22 protein-coding genes are annotated in these 24,160 nt (G+C 55.5%); 18 read left to right on the forward strand and 4 right to left on the reverse strand.

Going from position 1 to position 24,160, the window contains the following annotated elements:
* Positions 1–18: 18 nt before the first annotated feature.
* The 13 genes from pruA to EH55_RS02260 all read left to right on the forward strand — a co-directional run bounded on the left by pruA (position 19) and on the right by EH55_RS02260 (position 14,653).
* Positions 19–1,644, forward strand: a complete 1,626-nt coding sequence (gene pruA, locus EH55_RS02205; RefSeq protein WP_037974417.1) for an L-glutamate gamma-semialdehyde dehydrogenase — start codon at positions 19–21, stop codon at positions 1,642–1,644.
* A gap of 685 nt (positions 1,645–2,329) precedes the next feature.
* A complete protein-coding gene (locus tag EH55_RS02210; protein WP_051682561.1) occupies positions 2,330–3,952 on the forward strand; it encodes a BCCT family transporter in 1,623 nt (540 codons plus the stop codon).
* Between the two features lie 409 nt (positions 3,953–4,361).
* Complete coding sequence (locus tag EH55_RS14365; RefSeq protein WP_160170717.1) at positions 4,362–4,523, forward strand: hypothetical protein; 162 nt, start codon at positions 4,362–4,364, stop codon at positions 4,521–4,523.
* On the forward strand, positions 4,510–5,523 hold the full coding sequence (dctP, locus tag EH55_RS02215) for a TRAP transporter substrate-binding protein DctP (protein WP_037974418.1): 1,014 nt from the start codon (positions 4,510–4,512) through the stop codon (positions 5,521–5,523). Before EH55_RS14365 ends, dctP begins: the two co-directional genes overlap by 14 nt.
* An 80-nt stretch (positions 5,524–5,603) precedes the next feature.
* A complete protein-coding gene (locus tag EH55_RS02220; protein ID WP_070110046.1) occupies positions 5,604–6,137 on the forward strand; it encodes a TRAP transporter small permease in 534 nt (177 codons plus the stop codon).
* A 29-nt stretch (positions 6,138–6,166) separates the two neighbouring features.
* Entirely contained in the window at positions 6,167–7,471 is a 1,305-nt protein-coding gene (locus tag EH55_RS02225; protein WP_037974420.1) for a TRAP transporter large permease, read from the forward strand.
* Between the two features lie 157 nt (positions 7,472–7,628).
* Positions 7,629–7,817, forward strand: coding sequence for a fumarate hydratase C-terminal domain-containing protein (locus EH55_RS02230; RefSeq protein ID WP_081839401.1), 189 nt, complete (start codon positions 7,629–7,631; stop codon positions 7,815–7,817).
* A gap of 419 nt (positions 7,818–8,236) precedes the next feature.
* Positions 8,237–9,190 carry a TAXI family TRAP transporter solute-binding subunit gene (locus EH55_RS02235; protein WP_037974422.1) on the forward strand — a complete coding sequence of 318 codons (954 nt, stop codon included), beginning with the start codon at positions 8,237–8,239 and terminating at the stop codon, positions 9,188–9,190.
* A gap of 386 nt (positions 9,191–9,576) precedes the next feature.
* Positions 9,577–10,524, forward strand: coding sequence for a TAXI family TRAP transporter solute-binding subunit (locus tag EH55_RS02240; RefSeq protein WP_037974423.1), 948 nt, complete (start codon positions 9,577–9,579; stop codon positions 10,522–10,524).
* 81 nt (positions 10,525–10,605) lie between these two features.
* Complete coding sequence (locus EH55_RS02245; protein WP_037974424.1) at positions 10,606–12,579, forward strand: TRAP transporter permease; 1,974 nt, start codon at positions 10,606–10,608, stop codon at positions 12,577–12,579.
* 254 nt (positions 12,580–12,833) lie between these two features.
* Positions 12,834–13,328: an AbrB family transcriptional regulator gene (locus EH55_RS02250; RefSeq protein WP_037974425.1), complete on the forward strand. Its 495-nt coding sequence runs from the start codon at positions 12,834–12,836 to the stop codon at positions 13,326–13,328.
* A 7-nt stretch (positions 13,329–13,335) separates the two neighbouring features.
* Positions 13,336–14,238 carry a lysophospholipid acyltransferase family protein gene (locus tag EH55_RS02255; RefSeq protein WP_037974426.1) on the forward strand — a complete coding sequence of 301 codons (903 nt, stop codon included), beginning with the start codon at positions 13,336–13,338 and terminating at the stop codon, positions 14,236–14,238.
* Positions 14,222–14,653, forward strand: coding sequence for a RuvC family protein (locus EH55_RS02260; protein WP_037974427.1), 432 nt, complete (start codon positions 14,222–14,224; stop codon positions 14,651–14,653). The genes EH55_RS02255 and EH55_RS02260 overlap by 17 nt, the downstream gene beginning before the upstream one ends.
* Here EH55_RS02260 and EH55_RS02265 read toward each other — a convergent pair.
* Together EH55_RS02265 and EH55_RS02270 are read right to left on the reverse strand one after the other, a co-directional pair.
* A complete protein-coding gene (locus EH55_RS02265) occupies positions 14,633–15,175 on the reverse strand; it encodes an SDR family oxidoreductase (RefSeq protein WP_037974428.1) in 543 nt (180 codons plus the stop codon). The genes EH55_RS02260 and EH55_RS02265 overlap by 21 nt on opposite strands.
* The gene (locus EH55_RS02270; protein WP_051682562.1) at positions 15,150–15,488 is read right to left on the reverse strand and encodes a YerC/YecD family TrpR-related protein; all 339 of its coding nucleotides are present in this window, start codon (positions 15,486–15,488) and stop codon (positions 15,150–15,152) included. Before EH55_RS02270 ends, EH55_RS02265 begins: the two co-directional genes overlap by 26 nt.
* A 230-nt stretch (positions 15,489–15,718) precedes the next feature.
* Between EH55_RS02270 and proS the strand changes: the two genes are divergently transcribed.
* Both proS and EH55_RS02280 read left to right on the forward strand, forming a co-directional pair.
* The gene (gene proS, locus EH55_RS02275; RefSeq protein ID WP_037974429.1) at positions 15,719–17,161 is read left to right on the forward strand and encodes a proline--tRNA ligase; all 1,443 of its coding nucleotides are present in this window, start codon (positions 15,719–15,721) and stop codon (positions 17,159–17,161) included.
* Between the two features lie 181 nt (positions 17,162–17,342).
* Positions 17,343–18,461 carry a DNA adenine methylase gene (locus tag EH55_RS02280; RefSeq protein WP_037974430.1) on the forward strand — a complete coding sequence of 373 codons (1,119 nt, stop codon included), beginning with the start codon at positions 17,343–17,345 and terminating at the stop codon, positions 18,459–18,461.
* A gap of 12 nt (positions 18,462–18,473) precedes the next feature.
* Here the strand turns inward: EH55_RS02280 and mnmE are convergent, their stop codons facing one another.
* Together mnmE and EH55_RS02290 are read right to left on the reverse strand one after the other, a co-directional pair.
* Complete coding sequence (gene mnmE, locus EH55_RS02285; protein ID WP_037974431.1) at positions 18,474–19,835, reverse strand: tRNA uridine-5-carboxymethylaminomethyl(34) synthesis GTPase MnmE; 1,362 nt, start codon at positions 19,833–19,835, stop codon at positions 18,474–18,476.
* A 109-nt stretch (positions 19,836–19,944) separates the two neighbouring features.
* Entirely contained in the window at positions 19,945–21,150 is a 1,206-nt protein-coding gene (locus EH55_RS02290; protein WP_037974432.1) for an aminotransferase-like domain-containing protein, read from the reverse strand.
* Positions 21,151–21,421: 271 nt separating this feature from the next.
* On the opposite strand from EH55_RS02290, the gene EH55_RS02295 reads away from it, so the two are divergent.
* The 3 genes from EH55_RS02295 to EH55_RS02305 are packed head-to-tail and all read left to right on the forward strand — an operon-like array spanning position 21,422 to position 23,952.
* The gene (locus tag EH55_RS02295; RefSeq protein WP_037974433.1) at positions 21,422–22,435 is read left to right on the forward strand and encodes a 3'-5' exoribonuclease YhaM family protein; all 1,014 of its coding nucleotides are present in this window, start codon (positions 21,422–21,424) and stop codon (positions 22,433–22,435) included.
* 3 nt (positions 22,436–22,438) lie between these two features.
* Positions 22,439–23,344 carry an RluA family pseudouridine synthase gene (locus EH55_RS02300; RefSeq protein ID WP_037974434.1) on the forward strand — a complete coding sequence of 302 codons (906 nt, stop codon included), beginning with the start codon at positions 22,439–22,441 and terminating at the stop codon, positions 23,342–23,344.
* Positions 23,344–23,952 carry a DUF1847 domain-containing protein gene (locus tag EH55_RS02305; RefSeq protein WP_037974435.1) on the forward strand — a complete coding sequence of 203 codons (609 nt, stop codon included), beginning with the start codon at positions 23,344–23,346 and terminating at the stop codon, positions 23,950–23,952. Before EH55_RS02300 ends, EH55_RS02305 begins: the two co-directional genes overlap by 1 nt.
* The last annotated feature ends 208 nt before the right edge of the window (positions 23,953–24,160 follow it).

A 24,160-nucleotide genomic window follows, 5' to 3' on the forward strand; every position in this document is an offset into this window, starting at 1 on the left:
TTTGGGAGGAGCGTTGTTATGAATTCGAATTTCCACGTCTTATCGCCTGACAATGTTCCGGCATGCCCGATGGCGCCAGGCATGCCGGAACGTGAAGCTCTCAAAAAGGAGCTCGAGCGTCAGAGCCAAACCCCCGTCGTTATCCCAGCGATCATCAACGGCAAAGAATTCTTCACAGATGACAGGTACACGCTCGCAGCCCCGCACAAGCACTCGCTGAAGCTTGCTGAATGTTGCCGCTGCGACGAAAAGCTCATCAAAATGTCCATCGAGGCCGCAATTGCGGCGAAGAAGGACTGGGAGGCCCTGCCGAAGGAGCACCGTTTTGCGATATTTGAAAAAGCGGCGGAGCTCATCGAAAAGAAATACCGTTACGTCATCACCGCCGCTGTGATGCTCGGACAGAGCAAGACCGCGTGGGAGGCCGAGTGCGACTCGCCTGATGAAGTCTGCGACCTCATGCGCTACGGGATCCACTTTGCGGACGAGCTTTACAGCATGCAGCCTAAGTGCACGTCGGGCGTGTTCAACAGAGTAATATACCGCCCGCTCGAAGGCTTCGTATGCGCGGTAACGCCGTTCAACTTTGCCTCCATCAACTCCAACCTTCCCTCAGCACCGGCCATCATGGGCAACGTAGTTGTATGGAAGCCGGCGACGAATGCCATCCTTGGCGCCTACTACATAATGAAAGCGTTCGTCGAAGCCGGGGTCCCGGCCGGAGTCATCAACTTCGTCCCGTGCCGCGGCTCGGACGTCAGCAAATATATCCTCACCGATCCACGCCTCGCCGGCTTCCACTTCACGGGCTCGACCGAAGTGTTCAAGAGCGCCTGGAAGCTTATCGGAGAAAACATAGACAGATATCGCAGCTATCCGCGCCTGGTCGGGGAGACCGGTGGAAAGGACTACATCTTCGCGACGGAGTCTGCAAACGTAAACGCGCTGGTCACGGCCATGATCAGAGGTGCTTACGACTATTCGGGGCAGAAATGCTCCGCCACGTCGCGCTGCTACATCCCCGCCAAAATCTGGCCGCAGGTCAAGAAAAAGCTGCTGGAAGACATTGCGACAATCAAAGTAGGAGATATAGCGGACTTCACCAATTTCACAGGGGCCGTCATCGACAAGGCCGCCTTCGATGAAGTCGCGAAGTATATAGACGAGGCGAAAGACTCGCCGGACGCCGAGGTCCTCTGCGGCGGCTACGACGGAAGCGAGGGTTGGTTCGTCTATCCGACGCTCATACGAGCGAAATCTCCGAACTACGTCACCATGCTTAAGGAGCTCTTCGGGCCCGTTATGACAGTCTACGTCTACGGAGAGGACGAATACGATGCAATGGTCGACCACTGTGCCAACTCCTCTCTCTACGCACTTACGGGTGCGCTCTTCTGCAACGACCGCAAGCAGATTACGGACCTTGAGGAACGCCTGCGCCACTCGGCGGGCAACTTCTGCATCAACGACAGACCGTCCGGAGCTCTCTGCGGGCAGCAGCCATTCGGCGGGGCCCGCGGCTCGGGAACGAACGACAAAGCAGGAAGCATCTTCAATATGATTCGCTGGGTCAGCACCCAGACAGTGAAAGATACTTTCTGCCCGGACGAGGATTACCGTTATCCGTATATGGAAGAAGAGTAGGCCGCAGTTTGCCCAAAAGATTTATGGCTGTTCAGCGTGATTTGTTTTTCCCTAAAACGAACTTCCGTCATATGGCGGAAGTTCGTTTTATGAGAACAGAGTTTTCCGAACTGCGGCGATGGTCGGGAAGTCAATAACGGAGCGCGCCCCTTCGCAGAAAACATCGTCCGTTCAAGGAGATGTATCAGTCTCAGGAGCTGGATGAAATCTCTTTTTCAATGTTCTCCGCAGGCCTCAGGAGACTAAGGCGAACGTGCGGGCAAAATTATAAATATGTCGCTTAAAAACGCAGGGGATGCGCGTGTGAATCAGATTCTCCCAAGCGACGCCTATGCCCCTTTATTAAAATGAGGCATTACGCAATTTTTCAAGTAGAAAAGATATCTGCTCATTTGTGAAAAATGTCGTCGCTAACTTGATATATCAGCGCCCATGAAATATAGTGGGATCAGTCAGATCAGAACTGACAAGCGCTGAATTTAGCCGAATACATGTTTTTATATCGAAAAAATAGTTTAAAGGCCGATCGTATGTGCAAAACATACTATAGCTGTGCTTTGTTTATTTATCGATAAGTACGGCGGGCAGTCGTGGACGCCTATACGTTTAAGGAGAGGGGGTTTGCAGTAAGCTTTCGAACGGCGGCGGGGCTTTACTTTTATGATGAAAGAAGGGGAATTGCCTAATGAAAGAACAGAAATCCAAACTCAAGCTACAAGTTATGTCGGTAACTACAATTTTATTCATTGTAATGCTCGGGCTGGTCTTGTATGACAAGGAACGTTTCTATTACGTCCTGAACAACCTCGTAATGAACTTCCTGATGACGAACGTGGGCTGGGCCGTCAGCTTAGTCATGCTATTCTGCGTGTTCATATGTGTGTTTATCATAGTCACGCCTCTTGGAAATATCAAGCTCGGCGGGCCGAACGCACAGCCTAAATTCAGCTATATGCAGTGGTTCGGTATTTCGCTCTGTACAGGCATCGGAGCCGGAGTCGTCTTCTGGGGAGCGGCGGAGCCTCTTCTCTTCGCTATGGAGCCAGCGCCGAGCACCGGCTTTGCCGCAGGAAGCAACGAAGCCGTTCTCTGGAGCATGTTGCACTGCTTCCTGCAGTGGGGCTTCACTCCTTACGCCAGCTGCGTCGTTATGGGGGTTATATTGAGCTACGCCATACTTAACATGAACGCCCCGTTCAAAGCCAGCTCCTGCCTAGTCCCGATGTTTGGCAGGGAAGTGGTAAACAGCCGCTGGTGCGACGCGTTCGACGCCATCTCCGCCTTTGCGCTCACTGGAGCGGTTGCCGGAGGTCTCGGTTACGGGGCCATGCAGCTCTCCGCCGGAGTCAAGGCTTTTGCCGGCATTCAGCCGAATATGACGATCTACGCATGCGTCATAATCTTCATGTTTCTGTGCTACAACGCTTCGGCTTTAAGCGGTCTGCGCCGCGGCATCACCTGGCTGTCGAACAACAATACGCAGCTGTTCTTCCTTATGCTGCTCTTCGTGCTTATCTTTGGCCCTACGGGCTACATCTTCAACCTCTTCACTGAAAGTCTCGGCGAGTATATGAACTCGTTCTTCTCGGCCAGCCTTTTCACCGCCCCGTACCCCGACAGTGGTCTGTGGCCGCAGAACTGGGACATGTATTGGTGGGTCGACTGGATGGCCTACGCCCCTCTGCTCGGCCTATTCATGGTGCGCGTTGCCTACGGCCGTACGCTGCGCGAGTTCGTCCTCATCGAATGGTTGTTCCCCGCCCTGTTCGGTATAGTGTGGTTCTCGGTCTTCGGCGGGACGATCCTGCATGCTCAGCTATTCGACCATGTGGATTTCTACAGCCTTTACAAATCTGACGGCGCGGAAGCGCTGACGCTGTCGATGTTCAATGTTCTACCTCTGACGAAAATGGGGAAGATCATAATGCTCGCCGTCATCACTATATCGCTAGTCACGCAGTGCGACTCCATGACGGTCACTCTTGCTTCCATGAGCTGGGAGGGCAGCGATGCAAAATCCGAAGCTCCTGTTTTCCTCAAGCTCTTCTGGGGTATCCTCTTCGCGGTCATAGCGCTGATCTTCACGGTGCTCGGAGGCATTAACGGAGTCAAGACGATCAAGTCGTTCTGCGGAATACCTCTCACGTTCCTTTGCCTGTTCACGATGATCGGTTTCCTACGCTATATGACGAAGCGCCCGCGCGAGGTCAATAGAGACTTCGTCTACGAAGCGGAGGTTGCTACAGCTCCGGACAACGGCGAGCCCGTGGCTCCCAAGAGCCGGTTCCTCGGCAGGTTTGGCTGGTAGAACGCGTTGATTTCAGAAAAGCTCGGTCCAACAGGCAGAAGAGCGATATACGGGAGGCCGGATATCCGGCCTCCTATTTTTTGTGCGAAGCAATTCGCAGCGAGGGCATAATTTGATTCCTAACTGAAAACGATTTTTATCGTAATCAATATACGTAAAGCTCCGTGGAAAGTCTACGTGTCCGTAGAATCCACGATTGGAAAAAATTTTTTCAGTATTGGAAAAAACGGCCTTAAGCCTTGCAGTTCGGCGGCTTTATATATATATTTTAAGTAAGACGAAAATCGAGCGCGTCAGAAAACAGTATTTCATGCATCAAATAGTTCTGAATTTAAATATGGCTTATTAATTTAATAGGCTAAGCTTTGCTTTGTTCGAAATCCACCATAGGATATGCCGAGGGGAGGTAGTGAAAAGCAAAACGGACGACGGCAGCAGGGCTTCAGGTGCCGCACGGCAGTGCAGAGTCGGGATCGGCAAAGAGTATCCGATTAAAGCGCCTTCGGTTTTAGTTCTTATTTTTTTAGCAATAAAAAAAATAGAAAGAGGTGTAATTCATGAAAAAGTGTAACGTATTCTTTATGGTAATCGCAATCTGTCTCGCAGCTGTCTTCGCCCTCAACGGCGCGGCTGAAGCTACGACCTACAGGCTCGCCTCCCACTATCAGGCCGGCTATTTCGTCAACAACGGCTTCCGCCGCATGGCCGAGCGCATCAAAAAGGACACTAACGGAAAGGTCGACATCCAACTTTACGAATCCGGCCAGCTTGGAGGTTACGAGCAGGTCTTTCAGGAAGTAATGCGCGGGACCATCGACATGCAGGCAAACTTCGCCACCTCGCGTTTCAACAAAAAGTTTGAAATCGGTTTCACCCCTGGACTCGCCAGCGGCTACGACCAGATCGAAAAGCTCCTCAACAGGAATTCCCCGTTCTGTAAGTTCATGGAGTCCGCTTATAAGGAATGCGACGGAGTCGTTTACATAGGTTCATTCCTGGACACCATCGCCGGCTGCTCTATAGCCAAGGGCACGAACATCAAAAATCCGTTCGATACGAGCAACAAGAACTGCCAGCTCCGCGTTGTCTCAATCAACTCGGCCAGGAAGTATTATTCAGCGCTGGGGTATCAGCTCGTCACTATCCCCTACGCCGAAGTCTTCACCTCCATGCAGACGGGCATCCTCGGCGGCGACAGCGGCTCGGGCCCCGAGGGAGTCTACCTTACGTTCAAGGACGTAGTCGGTTCCTATATTGAATATCAGAACCTGTTCTTCACGCTTGACTTCGTAATCAGCAAGAATGTCTGGGACACGTTCGACGATAAGACAAAGAAAATCATCTACAATGCATTCGACGCTGAAGCAATCAATGTCGCGAAGGACTCAAGAACCAGCTATAAGGAGTACATCGACCTTATGAAGAAGGCCAACATAAAGATCGTCACCCCGAACAAAGAGCAGCTTGCGTTCATGGATGGCGTGGCGCGCAAAGAAGCCTGGCCGGTCTGCGAGAAATACACTGGAAAGAAAATATTCGAAGACATATCCGAGTACCTCAGCAAAAAGTAGCAAGTTCACAGTTGTCGGTCAGGCGGAGCGTAGGCTCCGCCTGACCGTGGCTCTAAAGCTTATTGAGAGGATGAGAGCATGTGAAAAACGTTATTGATAAACTGACGGAGAGCCATTTCTGGAATATTTTGCAGCGAATAGAAAAGTTTTTTTTGATAATATCCTCATTGACAGTCGTTATCACTCTTTGTCTGGTAGTCTTTGGACGTCACGTTTTGCATTACGGCTTTTTAGGCTACACTGAGATACTGGTTTTGGCTGCCTTCTGGATGTATTTCATCGGAGCGTCCTATGGATCCTACGAAGAATCTCATATCACTGCGGACATACTGAGCCAGTTTGTCGGCGAAAAAGCGCAACTGAAGCTGGCGATTTTCTCTAAATGCGTTCAGGCCGTCGTTGGCCTCCCGCTTATCTATCTTTCGTTCGAAATGCTCCAGTACGACATAAAAACGCAGCAGGCCACAGTGGACCTTGAAATACCTATGCTCTGGTCTCAGGCCCCGATATTTATCGGTTTTACGCTGATGACGTTTTACGCGTTGGTCTATATCGTACGAGACGTCTACAAGCTTAAGCATTTTGCAGAGATGAAAGAAGCGGAAACAGAGTAACAGAGAATATTTAGGAAGGAGGTCTCGGAATGCTCTTAATTGGAATGGCAATGGCCATAGTAGTATTCATGATAATAGCGAGCGTGCCGATAATATTCTCGTTCATGACAGCCACCCTTTTCCTTGTATTTAAGCTTAATTATGACCCGAGCTTCCTAATGACGTACGGCTACGATGTAACGAGCGCCATAGTGCTGCTCTGTGTGCCGCTTTATGTCTGCGTAGGGAGTATTATGGAGAAAAGCGAGATAGGGCGTTCCCTCATAGATTTCGTAAACGTCTTCGTCGGAAGAATCAAGGGGGGACTCGGAATAGTCGGAGTCGTTTCCTCCGCGGTTTTCGGTTCAATCTCTGGGAGCTCCACCGCCACGCTTACCTGCATCGGCGGTATAATCCTGCCCAGAATGTATGAAAAAGGTTATCCGCGTGGACACGCGGCCGCTCTTCTCACAAACGCCTGTCCTCTGGGACTTCTTATTCCGCCAAGTTCTTCGATGATTATTTACGCATGGGTGTCCAGACAGTCCATCCTTGCCTGCTTCCTAGCCACCGTAATCCCGGGAATAATCCTCGCTGCCTGCCTTTCGATAAGCAACGTATTGATGCTTAGAGGCGCGACGGGAATGGATGTTGAGGATAAAATCACTACAAAAGAACTGTTCCACCGTATGCGCGTCGAAGGCGTCGAAGCTCTGCCCGCGCTGTGCATGCCGGTCATCATACTCGGCGGTACTTACAGCGGCGTGTTCACGCCTACTGAATCAGCGGCCATCGCGGTCCTCTATGCAATCCCGGTCGGCTTCTGGATATACAAGAAACTTACGCTCAAAAAGTTATGGGTTACGTTCATCGAAGCCGGCACAACAACCGGAGTAGTAATGGTAATGGTCTTCTGCATGATGACCTTGAGCCGTATACTCGTCATGATGAACCTGCCGGAGCTCATCATAGCCTTCCTGTCCGGCATATCAAACAACCCAAAGGTAATACTGCTCTTCATCAACATAATGCTTCTGGGCCTTGGAATGATTATGGACGATACGAGCGCGATGCTTCTTACGGTCCCCATACTTATCCCTATAGTAACTAAATTCGGAATCAGCCCCATTCACCTTGCGGCTATCGTAGGAGTCAACCTTGGGCTCGGCATCATCACGCCTCCGTGCGCGCCGATGCTTTACCTGGGCGCCCGCGTCGGAAAAGTTCCGATGCTGGAGATGCTCGTGCCTACGCTGAAATTTATAATATTCGCTTGGTTTCCGACGCTGATTTTTGTAACGTACTTTCCTGAGCTTTCCCTCTGGCTCCCGAGGATGATCCTGGGCAACATCTGATTCGCGGGGGGCTTCGTCCGTGCCGTTGACTAAACAAAAATGTTGGCGGCACGAATTTTTTATAAACCTTGACCGTTCGTCAAGGACATAAAGATACCCCTTCACCCGGAACCGTGAAGTATTATAAGGAAATAGGAGCCGTGAAACAGGCACCGCGGTGTTGCTCGCCGCCTGCGTCAAAAGCGCGGAGCGTGTCGCATACGAAGATCTCGGTCCCGAAGCCGTGCTGCGCCTGGAGGTGGAGGAGATGCCGCTCATAGTCCTCGCCGACTGCCACGGCGGCGACCTGTACGAAATCGGCCCCGCGGAGGCGAGAAGTCATCGAACAACGTTGAAAAATTGCTGAAAGCCGTGCGTCCGCCGAGAAAAAGATGTATCCGCGGGCTTTTTATTTTTGTGAATTTGCACATTGACTTAAAACAACGCCAGGCTATAATCAACGGCGTTGCTTAATTGATTTTCAAGGGGGTGTCCGCGTGTTTCCTGCAGGTCTCTGACGGGCCGTAGATCCTTTGGCGCACGGCGTGTGCCGGAATGACTGCGGCTGCGAACGCGGGGAAACGTGCGGTACTATGCCTCCCTTTTCCCTTTTGTAGTTTAATATTCTAATATCGTTTAGGCCGCTTCTTTATTTCGTTCTGCCGAATAAAAAAAATGGATCTTGCGGATGCCGCTGTGCCTGCGCAAAAATAATCATATTCTTTTTCAAGGGTTTTTGCTGCTATCTGGATTTTAATTTTGAGCGAATATCAGGAGGAGAATTTTATGAACGGAACGGTAAAAAATATTTTTTCAGCATGCGTCGCTTTTGCGATGGTCGTCGCGGCACTTCAGGCTGACGCGGCGCAGTTTGTGAACATCGGGACGGGACCGACCGGCGGGACGTATTATCCGGTAGGCGCGGGCATCGCAAAGATTTGGAACGAAAGCATTCCCGGGATGAGGGCAAGCGCTCAGGCGAGCGGCGGCACACGCAACAACATTCAGCTGATGCAGAGCGGAGAAGCCCAGGCCATCTTCGCCGACGGGCTGCACTACGATGCTTATAACGGGCTTGACAGCTACAAGGGGGCACCGAAGAAATTCATGCGCGCGATGGCCCCCCTTTACCCTGAGGCCGTGCACATCGTCGCGCGCAAGGATGCCGGCATAAAGACTCTTATGGACCTTAACGGAAAAAGAATCTCTGTAGGAGCGGTCGGCGGCAGCGTTGAGTTTACGGCCGACAGCCTTTTTAAGAACTCTGGCATCGACGTGTCGGGTATAAAGAAGGAATATCTTGGACACAGCGAATCCGTAGCCGCGCTTCAGGACAAGCAAATAGACGCGGCGATCACGGTGGGCGCTATCGGCATATCGAGCGTCGTCGAGCCGATGACGCTTGGGATTGTCGAACTCATAGACATTCCCGACGACGTCGTTAAAAAGATGATAAAAGCGACGCCGTACTTCGCACCTCTTACGATACCCGCCGGAAGCTACAGGGGACAAACGCGAGACGTCAGAACTTTCAGCAGTCCGAACATCCTTGCCGTAGATGAGAAGCTGGATGAGGAGACCGTGTACAGAATGACGAAAGCGCTTTTCGAGCACAAGAAAGAACTTGTCACGATAAGCGCGAGAATGTCGATGATGGACCCGAAGTTCGTCAAGGACATAAAGATACCTCTCCACGCGGGTGCTGCGAGGTATTATAAGGAGATAGGCGCCGCGAAATAGACGCGTGACGGCGAGGGACAAAAACCGACGATAAAAAGAGCGTGCATTTTAGCCGCACGCTCTTTTACTATGTTACCTGTACAGAATATATCATATATAAAGAGAACATTATACTATAAAGGTTTGAATTTATAACCGTCAATGTCAATAAAAAAGAGATTGATTTTTCGGCCATCGTTGATATTTTTAAACTAATTTGTCTGTTATAATAGAATGAAACAGCGCAGAAACATAAAGTTTGCGCGAAAAAAGCAGCGATTCCGTGCAAACCTTTTGTGAAAAGCTGAAAAAAGGGAGGGATTCCAAGTTTTATCAGAGGACGGGTTTTACTGGCGAAGCTGCTGCTTTACAAGAATTTAACAAGGATAAGGGAGATGCTTTATTTAATGAAGAGGTTTGTCAAGTTTGCATTCGTAACGGCTGTAATTTTTTCGTTCGCGGCGGCTGCGTCCGCGGCGACATTTATCAACATCGGCACAGGCTCGACCGGCGGAACTTATTATCCCGTCGGCGCTGCGATGGCCAAGGTCTGGAACAGCAGCATCCCCGGCATGAAGGCGAACGCTCAGTCGACCGGCGGCACGGCGCAGAACCTTACGCTGCTCGCGAAGGGCGATGCTGAAGTCGGCTTCGCGGACGGACTTTACTATTTCGCCTATGAAGGTAAGGGACAGTTTGACGGAAAGCCGATGAAAAACATCCGCGGGCTAGTTCCCCTTTACGCCGAGCCTATACATTTCCTCGTTGCCAAGGGAAGCGGCATCAAATCGCTGAAAGACCTTAAGGGCAAGCGCGTCTCCGTCGGAGCCGTCGGAAGTGGAACGGAAGTCACTGTCCGCACGCTTCTTAAAGTAAACGGCATCGACCCCGACAAGGATATCAAGGCCGAGAACCTCGGGCTCTCCGACACCGCCACCGCCTTTGCCGATAAAAATATAGATGCAGGACTCACGGTCGGCGCTCTCGGCATTGCCGGTGTAGTTGAGATCACGACGATCGGAACGGCCGAGCTCATCGACTTCGAACCGGATGCGATCAAGAATCTCTGCAAAGAGCTCCCGTACTATCTGCCCTTCGATATTCCCGCGAATACCTATAAAGGCCAGACGAAGCCCGTCAAGGCGATGGCGAGCTGGAACATCCTCGTCGTAAAGGACGATCTCGACAAGGATCTGGCCTACAATATGACGAAAGCCCTCTTTGAGAAGAAGAAAGACATTCTCAACGTCTCAACGAGGCTCGCGTCAATGGCGCCTGAAAACCTGAAATACATCCAGGTCCCGCTTCACCCCGGCGCGGAGAAGTACTACAAGGAGATCGGCGCCGTAAAGTAGCAATACCTGGAGTTTCTGAAACAAAAAGCGGCGCGTTTTGACCCGCGCCGCTCTTTTCTGTTTTTATCTGGAGGAAAAAATATGGACGAAAAAGAATCAAAGAACGAATCTCTGCTTGATAAAGTCAGCATGGACGAGGCTCAAGTAAGCAGTCTTGTCGAAAAGTACGACGCTGAGAGCCGCTACCGCAGGCTGACCGGATGGCAGGGCATCTTTATCTCGCTCTGGCTGGCGGCGATGTCGCTCTTCCACCTCTACACGGCGGGCATCGCGACGCTGCCTATAACGATACAGCGCGCCGTGCACCTTACGTTCGCGGTAGTCGCGGTCTACATCCTCTTCCCGGCTTCGCAGCGGGCGAACAAGCGCTCGACGCCGTGGTACGACTGGATACTTGCGATCGCGGCCGGCTGCGTCACCGGATATATAATTTTCTTCTTCAACGAGATAGCCCGCCGTGGCGCGGAGCCGAAGGAGTATGAAATTTATCTCGGCATCGCCGCGATCATCCTCGTCCTTGAGGCGGGACGCCGTGTCGTGGGGAACGTTCTCCCCTGCATGAGCGTTCTCTTCCTGCTCTACTGCTACTTCGGAAATTATGTGCCTGGCATATTCCAGATTCGCGGTTATCCTATCAGCCGTATCATCCAGCATATGTACCTGACGCCGGAGGGCATCTTCGGGCTCGCGCTCGGAGTTTCGGCGACCTTCGTCATAGTGTTCATAATATTCGGCGCGTACCTTTCGCAGAGCGGCGGAGCGAAGTTCTTCAACGAGCTCGCGCTTGCGCTCGCGGGCAACAAACCGGGCGGCCCCGCCAAGGTCGCGGTCGTCGCCTCCGGACTTCTCGGCACGATCAACGGCTCCTCGGTCGCGAACGTCGCTACGACTGGGACCTTTACGATTCCCCTTATGAAGAAGGTTGGCTATCCGCCCTACTACGCCGGAGCGGTAGAGGCCTGCGCCTCTACGGGCGGTCAGCTGATGCCCCCTATCATGGGCGCCGGCGCATTCATAATGAGCGAATTCCTGAATATACCCTATCTTTCGATTGCGGCGGCGGCGATAATCCCGGCGATGATCTATTACACCGCGATATTCACGAACGTCCACATCCGCGCCCGCAAGCAGAGGCTGAGCGGAATCCCGAAGGAAGAGCTGCCGAGCGTCAAGGGCGTAATGAAATCTGACGGACACCTTATTATTCCGGTCATCGTCATCATCGTTACGCTGCTTATGAAGTACACGCCCCTCCGAGCCGGCTTCATCGGCGTCGTGTCCGTCATACTCGTGAGCTCGCTCAAAAAGAATACGAGAATGTCGCTGAAGGACAACTTCAACGCGCTCGTCGAAGGCGCGCGCGGCGGCCTCGGGGTCGCGCTGGCGTGCGCGCTCGTGGGCTTCATAGTAGGCACGTCGTCGCTGACGTCGCTCGGCCTCACGATCTCGAACAACATAATCGACATCTCCGGCGGAAAGCTGCTGCTGACGCTCGTCATGGCGATGGTCGCGTGCCTCGTGCTCGGCATGGGTCTTCCGACGACGGCGAACTACATCGTCTGCAGCACGATAATCGCGCCGGCGCTCGTCGGCATGAACGTAATACCGATAGCGGCGCATCTGTTCGTCTTCTACTTCGGCATCATGGCTGACCTGACGCCGCCAGTCTGCCTCGCGGCCTTTACCGGGGCCGGCATAGCGGGCGCGAGTCCGGCGAAGACTGGCGTTACGGCGACGCGGATCGCTCTTGCGTCGTACCTGCTGCCGTACTGCTTCGTCTATAATCCGATGCTGCTGTTGCAGCACGTAGAGCCCGTGGAGCTCGCGGTGCTTGTGGTATCCGCGCTTCTCGGCGTAGTTGCGCTCGCAGGTTCGTTCGAGGGCTGGTTCTACCGCGACATGAAGCCCTATGAGAGGATAGCCTTCGGTGTGCTCGCGCTCGCTTCTATCCACCACAACTTCACGGTCAGCGTCGTTTCGATAATCGGGATAGTGGTAGTGATTATTTATCTCAAAAAGACGACGAAGAAAACCGATGCCGCGGCGGCGGCGTAGAAGCAAATCAGCGTATTTGCCCTAAAACGTAGGCGGCGCCCTCCCATTCTATTTTCGGGAGGGCGTTGCCGGTTATTTATGATCTGTGATAAAGCGTATATTGGCGAGCAAATGTTGATAATGACTTATTACAGAGTAGTTAAGTAAAGACTGGCAACGCCTCCAAGGCTATTCCTGCGTTGTGCGAAATCCGCTCTCTTGTCGAAAGGGCCGGTCTTTTATTGTATAATCTACCAGCGGGAGGTGCGGCCAGAATGTCGTCGCAGTTTTACACTATACTCGCGGTCGTTGCGGGAAGCGCCGCAGGCTACAAAATGAATTTTCCCGCGGGGGCGATGGTCGGAGGGCTTCTTGCAGGGCTCGCGGTCAAGGCGGTGCTCACTCTCGGCCTTGAACCTAAGCTCGACTGGCTTTCTTTTCTTTCTCAGACGCTCGTCGCGATCGTGCTGGTGCGCGGCAGCGATTTCTCTTCTCTGAGGGATCTGCCGAAATATCTTCCGGCCGCTTTTGCCTACAGTATGATGTTGCTTGTCTTTACGCTCGGCATGGCGTGGCTTTTCTCGCATCTCTGCAAAATGGATTTCCTGACCTCGTTATTTGCTACGACGCCCGGCGGACTGACGGGCATCGCGGTCGTAGCGGTCGATATCGGCGCGGATCCTGCTATTTCGGTGCTTTTTAACATCTGCCGCATCGTCACAGTGCTCATCGCGGTGCCCATACTCGCTAATCTGATCGTTAAGCATTGAGGATATTATGCATAAGGGACAGCCTCTCATCTGGCATTCGCTCAGCGCCTTCAAGACGATCGTCCGCGCGCTGCCGCACGAAAAAGCGGTGGCCTTGGGCGGCGCGCTCGGCGCTTTAGTCGCGAAGCTGACGCCGAAAAAATTCCGCGAAGCCTGCGCACGCTGCGAAAAAGTTCTCGGCGTCTCTCAGGAGCGCGCGGAGGAGATAGTTAGAGGCGCGTACCGCCACTTCGGCAGCGCGGCGGCGGAGTTCGCGCGCATGCCCCTTGTGGCTGGCAATATCGATTCTCTCGTGTCTTGCAGCGGGCTCAAATACGTGCGCTACGCGGTGGAGTCGAAGCGCGGCGCTATACTTGCGACGGCCCACATTGGCAACTGGGAGTACGGCGCGGCGTGGCTCGCGCATCAGGGGCTGCCGGTGAACGCGCTCGGCGCGGACCAGCGCGACGATAGGATCACAGAGCTGATAAGGGAGCTGCGTCAGGCCGGCGGGACTAAGGCGCTTGGCAAAGCCGAGGACCTTAAGGCGATGATAGGCGCGCTGAAGAGGGGCGAGGTCATAGCTGTACCGATAGACCAGGACGCAAAGGAGTTCGGCGTCGTTTCGCCGTTCCTTGGCTTTCCCGCTAGCACGCCGACGGGTCCCGAGAAGCTCGCCGCGCGCCTCGGCTGCGACGTGATACCCAGCTTCTGCATAAGGCGCCCTGACGGAGTGACGTTCGAAATGAAATTTTATCCGCCGATGAAGGGCAAAAACGGCGCGCCCTTCGGCAGAGAAACGCAGAGCGACGCCGACGACCTCAACGCGGTGATCTCCAGGGAGATAGCGCTTCATCCGGAGCAGTGGATGTGGATGTATCCGCGCTGGGAGTCCGTGGAGCGTGGTATCTTCGATGATCGCGGGAATTGACCCTGGGCGCTGGAAGACGGGCGTCGCCTTCGCCGAAGGCGGCGGCGAATTGCTCTTTTCCGCGATAGTGCCCTCTGAGAAAGCGGAGGTCCTCGTCTCGGCGTTCAAAAGCGGCGAGTGGGGCGCGCTCGATCGGTGGGGGCTTGAGGGCGAAATCAAAAATATCGCGGGACTTACCGCGGAAAAAATTTATGTCGGCGGCGGCACGTCGTCGAAAGAGTTCACGAAGAACTTTCCTCTTGAATATATAACAGTGGACGAATACGGGACGACGCTCGCCGCGCGGAAAATATACTGGCGGCTGCACAGGCCGCGCGGTATCATGAAGCTCATACCGACGTCGCTGCGCACGCCGCCGAGAAACGTAGACGACCTCGCCGCCTACGCGATAATATTAAAGGCCTGCGCCGATTAATCTGACGTTCACGCCGCAGCCGACGAGCTCTTCGCCGAGGCTTTCGGCGGCGGCCCGCGTCGCGGCGCGGTAAATGCGCGAGATGCAGTTTTCCTCTTCGTGCGGCAGCGCTATGATTATTTCCGCATCCCCGCGCCCGAGCATATATGGCAGCGCGCAGCCGCAGAGCGCGAAAAGCGCGTTTATCGCCGCGGTATGCTCCGTCAGTTCGTCATATGAAAGGTCGAGCAGCAGACGCCCGTGAGCCGAAAGCCCGGGCGCGAAGACGAGCCTGTCTATGCCGCCCAAAGCTTCTGCACAGGCGACGACGGCGGGCGCGATCGCTTCGAGCGTAAAAGCGACGGCGACGCATTTCCCCACGCAGCTGAAAGCGCCGCCGGGCGCGCCCTCAAGCGCGCCGCTTCCTTCTTCCCTTTCCGTGAAAAAGATATCCCCGCCCTCCAGCAGGGGCAAGAGCCTGGAAATGTCCCGCGGGGCGAAGGGCAGGAATATTTTTTTATTTCTTCTTCTTTGCTGCTGCATTATCCGGCGCCGGCAGTGCCTCTTCTTTATCCTTCAGCTTGCGCAGCACGTCGCGGTAGCCGTCGGAGCCGTATTCGACGAATTTTTTGACTCTGCTGATCGTCGCCGTGCTCGCGCCGGTCGCCTGTACGATCTGCGGGTAGGAAAGACCCTTTAGCAGCAGGTTGGCGACCTGGAGCCTCTGCGAGAACGCCTTGATCTCGGAAAATGTGGCCACGTCTTCGAGAAAACGATATGCCTCGTCCCTGTCGGTTATCGCGACTATAGAGTCGCATAGCTGATCGGTAAACTCATCTTTCCATTTGTTCGACATGATTTCCCCTCCTACGATAATTTAAGACTTTATCCTTAGACTATATTAAAATAATATCCTAATTTTTAAAAAAGTCAAGTCAGTTTAACATGATGTCTGTGGATCATGAAAGATACGGAAAAGGCGAATTGAAATAGAAAGGAGCGCTTCGCAGCATAAAACGTTCAAAGAGTGGTACAATACAACGCAACTGTTAATTGCGGAAGAGAAAATTTGACGGAGGAATATAAATGGCAAAGAACATCACCCCCAAAGAAAAAGATTACTCGCAGTGGTACCTCGACGTCATACGCGCCGCGGAGATGGCCGACTACGCGCCTGTGCGCGGCTGCATGGTGATGCGCCCGACGGGCTACGCGATATGGGAAATGGTGCAGAAATATTTTGACGACGCGTTCAAGGAGACGGGGCACGTCAACGCGGCCTTTCCGCTCCTTATCCCACAGTCCTTCCTTTCGAAGGAGGCCGAGCACGTCGAAGGCTTTGCGCCGGAATGCGCGGTCGTGACTCACGCGGGCGGCGAGGAGCTCGAAGAGCCGCTGATCATCCGGCCGACCTCCGAGACCGTGATCGGCCACATGTACAGTAAATGGGTGCAGTCGTGGCGCGACCTGCCCATCCTCATCAACCAATGGTGCAACGTGATGCGCTGGGAGAAGCGCCCGCGCCTCTTCCTCCGTACGTCGGAATTCCTCTGGCAGGAGGGGCATACTGCGCACGCGACGAAGGAAGAGGCCGTCGAAGAGACGCTCCGCATGCTCGAGGTCTACCGCCAGGTGATGACCGACGATTTAGCGCTGCCCGTAATTAAGGGCGAAAAGAGCGAGGGCGAGCGCTTCCCCGGCGCCGACAACACCTACACCTGCGAAACGATGATGAGCGATAAAAAAGCGCTTCAGGCCGGCACGAGCCACTTCCTAGGGCAGAACTTCGCGAAGGCCTTCGATATACAGTTCCAGGACAAGGACGGCTCGATGCAGTACGCCTACACGACGAGCTGGGGCGTATCGACGCGTCTCATCGGCGCGATCATCATGACGCACTCCGACAACGACGGTCTCGTGTTGCCGCCGCGCATCGCGCCGCAGAAGGCGGTCATCGTTCCGATCTCTACGAGCGGCGAGAAGCTTGAAAAAGAGATAATGCCGAAAGCTGCGGAGCTCAAAGCGTCGCTCTGCGCGTCGCTCGGCGGGCGCTTCACAACTATCGACACGAATTTCCATATGAGGCCGGGCGACAGATTCTTCTCGCATCTGCAGAAGGGCGTGCCTCTGCGCCTCGAGCTCGGAGAAAAGGAATTCGCCGCGGAAAGGCTCCGTGCTGTGCGCCGCGACACTGGCGGAAGGATAGATATAGCGTGGAGCGACGCGGCGACGGCGGTCCCGGCGCTGCTCGACGAGATACAGAAAAATCTCTGCGGCCGCGCGCTCGAATTCCGCAGGGCCAATACGCATAGGGCCGAAAGCTTTGAAGAGTTCAAGGAAATCCTCGAAAAAGAGGGCGGCTTCGTAGAGGCCTTCTTCGGCGGTTCGAAAGAGGAGGAGAGGGCGATAAAGGAAGTGACGGGCGCCACGCCGAGATGCTATCCTTTCGAGAACGAAGGCGAGCGCGGCAAATGCTTCTACACCGGCAGAGAGGGCGCGAGAAAGGCGATATTCGCTAAGGCGTATTAATAAATAGGGGAATAGAATCGATCAGGGCGGCGGGCGCGCGAAGGGTTTTAAGTGCGTACGCCGCTTTTATCCCGCGCCTTTTCGCGTTCGATAAACGTCGAAACGGCCCAGAACACAGCGCTGCGAGGCATGTGAATTTTACAGCGGCGCGTCGGCAGATGGGCGTTGTGGGAGAGGTTTTATGAAACCTTTGATAAAGTGGCCGGGCGGGAAGTCCGGCGAGATCGAAAAAGTAAAAGATTACGTTCCGAAGTTCGAAAGGTATTTCGAACCTTTTTTCGGCGGAGGCGCGATGTTCTTTTTTCTCGAGCCGCCGCGCGCGGCCGTGAACGACGCCTCTCCGCTGCTGATGGAGTATTACGGGTTGGTCAAGGCGCGCGACGCGCTGCTTCGCGAGCTGCTGCTGGGCTACGACGAAGGCTTTGTCTCGCTCTACCGCATCTGCTCAGAGCGCTATGCGGATATATACGCGCTGTACGATGAATTTTCGTCGCGGCGGTTGGACGGCGAAGCGCTGAATGCCGGGCTGCTCGCCTTCGCCTCCACCCTTTCCGAAATGCTGGCAAAGGGCGCGGCGGCAGGGCTCGTCCTCGACGAAGAAATTTTCGCGGGCTCGCTCGCGGCGTCGGCGGCCGACAAAATCAAAAGGACGGCGACGAACGACGCGAAAAAAACTTTCCCCGCCGAGGATTTGAAGGAGAATCTTCTGACCGGCTTCATGAGCGGTTTTTACCGCTACTTCCGCGGCGTCTGCAACGGGATGAAGCTCGGGAAGACACCCGTCCCGTCGGCGCAGTACAGGGCCGCGAATTTTTACTTTATCCGCGAATACTGCTACGGTTCGATGTTCCGCTACAACTCCGGCGGGGAATTCAACATCCCGTACGGCGGGATCTCGTACAACGCGAAGAATTTCAGAGCCAAGATAGATAATATGTTCAGTGAAAGGACAGCCGACGTCTTAGCCGGCGCCGATATATCGTGCTGTGATTTCGAAGATTTCCTCGACGACGCGGAGCCGTCGAAGAATGATTTCATATTCCTAGACCCTCCCTACGACACGGATTTTTCGGATTACAGCGGCAGAAAATTCGGGCGCGGCGACCAGCGGAGGCTCGCGTCGCTGCTGAAAGAGGCGCGCGCCAAAATAATGCTCGTCATCAAGAGGACCGATTTTATTCTGGATCTCTATAAAGAAGGCTTTTATATATCGTCGTTTGGCAGCCGCTACAGATATAACGTCAGGAGCAGAAACGAACGCAGCGCCGAACACCTCGTGATAACGAACTTCCCGCTTTGACCGGGCGCCGCCCTATTTTCCGACGCAGAAGGCGCTGAAGATTTTATCGAGCAGCTCCTCCCCGGCGTCGAGCCCGAGCAGAGAAGCGAGCTGGGCCGCTCCCTCTGAAACGCAGGAGAGCGCGGCGTCCTCTCCCGCCGCCGACTTAAGCGCTTCCGCCGCCGCGTCCACCGCCTCTTTCGCGCGCGCAAGGCATTCGAGCTGCCTTGCGCTGACGGAGTAGCTCTGAGATACGTCGCAGCCCGCCGCGGCCGTCTGCAATATGAGTTCCTTCAATTCGGCTATGCCGCCGCCCTCTTTTGCCGAGACGCAAAGCACCGCCGAGCCGGGAAAGTGCGCCTCCGCCTCCTCCTTCGTGATTCTCTGCGGCAGGTCGCTCTTGTTTATGACTATTATCTGAGGCTTGTCGGTCCGCGGCAAAACGGCCGCGCCCTCTTCTTCCGCGCCGTCGAGCACGCGCAGGACGATGTCTGCCTCTTCCATCGACCTCAGCGAGCGGCCGACCCCTATCGCCTCGACTTCGTCTTCCGTGTCGCGTATGCCGGCCGTGTCGATTATCCGCACCGGCAGGCCGCCGCATATGAATGTCTCTTCTATGCTGTCGCGCGTCGTGCCCGGGACGGCCGTCACGATTGCCCGCTCACGTGCGAGCAGCGCGTTCAGCAGAGAAGACTTGCCGACGTTCGGTGCGCCGATTATCGCCGCGCGAAGGCCGTCGCGCAGCAGCATCCCGCAGCGGCAGCGCGAGCAGAGCTCCGCGCACTCGCGAGAGAGCTCTTCAAGCCTCGCGGCGCTTTCCTCCTTCGCGAGGAAGCCCTCCCCCTCCTCGGGGAAGTCCAGATCGACTTCGAGCGCGGCGTAGAGCTCGGTCAACCGCGCCGTCAGCTTTTTTATCTCCGCGGTGAACTCTCCCTGCAGCGCGCGCGCAGACGCGGAAAGGGCCTCGTCGCTTTGCGCCTTTATTATGCCGGCGACGGCCTCCGCCTGCGCTAAGTCTATGCGGCCGTTTACGAAAGCGCGGCGGGTGAATTCGCCGGGCAGCGCGAGGCGCGCGCCGTTCCTGCACAGCTCCGCGACGCAGCGCTGCGCCGCGGCCAAGCCGCCGTGGCAGTGCAGCTCGGCAGCCTCCTCGCCGGTGTAGCTCTTCCCGCGTTCGAAGCGCACCGCCAGGACTTCGTCGAAGGGCTCGCCGTTCGGCGCGCGCAGCGTGCCGAGCGCCATATAGCGCGCCGGCTCCTCCGAGAGTTTTTTATGCGTTTTCGAAGTGTAAATTTTGTCCGCCGCCGCGACGCAGCCCTCGCCTGAGAGCCGGACGATCGCTATGCCCCCGTATCCCCACGCGGTGGCCGCCGCCGTGATTATCTCTTCAGACATTTGTCCCGCCTCCCGCTCCATATGAAAGTCTAACATCCGGCGTCGGCGCTGTAAATAAAAAAGGCCGGAGCTTTCGCCTCCGGCCGAATAGCGCGCAGAAATCGCAGCTTTACAGCTCTTTGATCGCCGCCGCGAGCCTCTTCGCGCCCTCGTCGATTTCGTCCGGCTGACAGAAGGTGAAGCAGGTGCGCATGTAGTCGGCGCCCTTGCCGGCTTCCGGATAGAAGGAGGGGCCGGTTACGAAGGCGACGCCCTTTTCTATCGCCTTCATGAAGAGTTTCGTTGAGTCTACGCCGGGCACCTGGAGCCAGAAGAAGAAGCCGCCGTCCGGCGTGTGATAGATCGTATTCGACGGCAGGTATTTCTTGAAGGCCTTGTCCATCGCGTCGCGCTTCTTCGCGTAGTGGGCGACGATCTTCGGCAGGAAGCCGTCTAAGTGCCCGAGGCGGCAGTACTCGTAGACGAGGGCCTGGGCCACAACGCTCGTGCAGAGGTTCGTGCCCTGCTTGATCATGACCATCTTCTGGATGATCTCGGGCGCGCCGACTATCCACGCGACGCGCGTACCGGGGGCGAGTATCTTAGAGAAGGAGCAGGCGTAGACGACGCGGCCGCCCTTGTCCATCGAGAATATCGTCGGCTTCTGCTCGCCGCTGTAGCGGAGATGTCCGTAAGGGTCGTCCTCGAAGACGATGAGGTCGTATTTTCCCGCGATCTCCAGCAGTTTCGCGCGGCGCTCCGTCGAGAGCGTGGCGCCCGACGGGTTCTGAAAGTTGACTATCGTGTAGATGAATTTGATTTTATGTCCGTTCCTGCGTCCCTCTTCGATTATTCCGGGCAGCTGGTCGACGCAGAGGCCGTCTTTGTCGCAGGGGACGGAGAGGAATCTTGCGCCGCGGTTGCGCATTGCGTGCAGCGCGCCCGGGTAGGTCGGCCCCTCGACGACGATCGTGTCGCCGTCGTTGAGCAGAACGGAGCAGAGAAGGTCCATGCCCTCCTGCGAGCCGGTGGTGATGAGCATTTCGTCCAGCTTCGTCTCGCGTCCCATGCGCGCGGCCATCCACTTCGAGATGTACTGCTTGAGCGGGTCGTAACCTTGGGTGGCGCCGTACTGCAGCACGTCCCTGCCTTCGCGCTTCAGAATCTGAGCCGCCTCGGAGAATTCGGCGACGGGAAACACCGCGGGATCCGGGTTCCCGCCGGCGAAGGAGATGACGCCGGGCGTTTTTGTGTACTTGAGAAGCGCGCGGATCGGCGACGGCTTCACATTCAGCGCTATATCCGAAAATCTTGCGTCCCAATTTACTGTGCTCATTAAAATCCCTCCAGATGAATTGCTTTAACCGTATTATACACGCTCCGCAAAAAAATATATGTACGGACCGCTGATGTTTTAATTGTCCGCAGCGCGTTAGCCCCTGTTCAAAACGCCGGAAGGTCGAAGCGCCTGTTATTCGAAAAATTTTTTTGCAAAGTCGCTGTGCGCCGCCGCGCGTCCTTCGCGCGGCAAAAATTTTTACGGCAACGTTGAAAAGATGATATTATAATCCCATATGAAAACTGTACCGACGGAAGGAAGTTTTTGCATGGCGGAGAACATCGTTATAAACAGCCAGGAGATAAGAAAGTTGCCGGCGGGAAGCGCCTACAAAGCGTTTTTTGTGATGAGCGCGGTCTCGCAGAAGAGCGATAAAAACGGGAAGCCCTATTACGACGTGAGCGTCGCGGATTCCTTCGGGAGCCTCGAAGCGAAGGTGTGGTCGGACGCGCAGTGGCTCGATAAATCCCAGGCGGCTCCGGCGAGCGACGACGACCATCTGCCGCCCGAAAAAATTTCCGCCCTCGTGGGGAAGACGATCGGCGTCAACGGGAAGGTCTCTGACTTCCGTGGGCAGCTTCAGTACAGCTTCGGCAAAATCACGCTGCTCAATCAAGAAAAATTTCCGCCTTCGGGCTATCTGCCTCACTCGCCGATTTCCATAGATGAGCTGTCGGAGCGCTTCAATGTGCTTGCGTCCGGCTGCGGCGGCGAGGCCGGCGAATTCGTCAGAAAAGTGTTCGCCGGCGAATTCCTGCATAAATTCCGCGACTGGCCGGCCGCGGTGAGCCACCACCACGCTTACGCGAACGGCTTGCTCGAACACACCCTTTCAGTCGCCGCATGCGCCAAGTCGATGGCGGAGCGGATGAGGGATTCCGGCTACGACGTCGACGTCGACATCGTCGTCGCCGGAGCGCTGCTTCACGATATAGGCAAGCTCGACTCTTACAGCATGACGACCGTGCCGAACATGACCGTCGAAGGCGCTCTGCTCGACCACGTCGCGCAAGGCTACGCGAGATTCTGCGAGCTTGCGGAGAAACACGGCCTCGGCGAAAAGACGAGGGTGCATCTCGGACATATCATACTCTCGCACCACGGCCTGCGCGAATACGGCTCGCCGGTCGTTCCCGCGACGCCGGAGGCCCTTATCGTCTCCTCGGCCGACGAGCTCGACTTCAAAATTTTCTGCTGGAACGATTCGGTGAAAAATCTGACCGACGAGCAGCCGATCTCTCCGTGGAACAGCTCGGCGCAGCGCCGCTTCTGGAAAAAATAATAAATGGGAGCGGAATTTAAGATTTCGGCCGACAACGATGGCCGCCGCGTCGACCGCCTGCTGCGCACCAAGTGGCGGGAGGTCCCGCTCGGTGTGATCATGAGGGCGATACGCACCGGCGACGTGCGGCTCGACGGCAGAAAAACGAGGCCCGACGCGCGCCTAGCAGAGGGGCAGACCCTTTACGTGCCGTGGGAGAGGCGCGAGGAGGCGTCGGCCGAAAAGCTGCGAAAAGCGCAAAAAAAATTCCCGCCGCTCGACACCCTCTATAAAGACGATTTCCTCTGGATAGTCAATAAACCGGCCGGCCTGCTCGTGCAGCCCGACGAGAAGGGGGGGGACTCCCTCGTCTCGCGCGCCTTGGCGGAGCTCGGCTGGGAGCGCTCCGACTACCGCCCCGCCGCGCTCCAGCGCCTCGACCGGAACACCAGCGGCGCCGTGATCATCGCGCTCGCAGGCGCCGCGCAGCGCCGCCTGGCGGAGCTGATAAGGAAGCGGAAAATAAAAAAGGTATACCACGCCGTCGTCGAAGGTCTGACCGAAGAGCTGGGGCGCATCGACGTTCCGTTGAAAAAGGACGCCGCGGCGAATCGCGTGAGCCCGGACAAAGAGGGGCAAGAGGCGATCACCCTTTATAGACGTCTTGCGGAGTACGAGACGAAGAGCCTCGTCGAGCTGTTGCTGGTCACGGGACGGCCTCATCAGGCGCGCGTACACCTGGCGTCGATCGGGCACCCCGTCGTCGGCGACTCGAAATACGGAAGCGGACGCGGCGCGCGGCGCCCTCTGCTTCACGCCAGAGAGTTGATTTTCCCCGACGACGCCGACCTGCCCGAGAAGCTTCGCGGGCTGAGCGTGCTCGCGCCGCTGCCTGAGGACATGAAAGAGTACGAGAGGGAGGAAAAATAATGAGATGCGATCTATGCGCCAAAAAGCCGTGCCGCGAAGGCAACGCTTGTTCGTCGTGCGACGCGGCGGCGCTCTACGCCGACGCCGAGGACCGTCGCATGATGCGCGCGGCTTCTGAGGTCGAGGCGGAATACTACGGAGAAGTCAACCGGATAGAGGAGATAATCCTTTTCTCGCAGAAAATGGGCTATAAAAAGCTTGGGCTGTCCTTCTGCTCCGGCCTGGCCGAAGAAGCGTCGAAGATAGCCCATATCCTGGAAAATTATTTTGAGATCGAATCCGTGAACTGCAAAGTCTGTGGCGTCCCCAAGAGCGAGATGGGTGCGATGGAAAGCGATAAAGTCGGGAAAATTTCCTGCAACCCGATAGAGCAGGCGGAGATGCTAAACAAAGCCGGTACGGAGCTGAATCTTCTGCTCGGCCTCTGCGTGGGGCACGACGCGATTTTCATAAAGCACTCGCAAGCGCCCGTCGTCCCGCTCGCCGCTAAGGACCGCGTGCTCGCGCACAATCCGCTCGGCGCGGTCTACTGCTCGGCGATATACAAGAGGATGCTGAAGGAGGCCGAAGAAGCCCGCGCCGAGAAGGAGGGCGCCCAGGAAAAATAAAAGCGCCCGCCGGACGCGGCAAAAAATTTTCAGCGCGCCCGCCATTTATCTTTTGAGCGTATAGCTGATACGGATCCAAATTGCTTGACAAAAGCCGGCGTTGTGGTACATAATAAAGACAGCGGGCTACCGCGTCAAACGAATATCCCTATAAGTTGAAAACAGGCGATGTCTGTCTATTGACAGTTGTCGCTTTTTTGCTATAATG

Origin of the sequence: Synergistes jonesii (assembly GCF_000712295.1) — a bacterium.
Lineage (GTDB): Bacteria > Synergistota > Synergistia > Synergistales > Synergistaceae > Synergistes > Synergistes jonesii.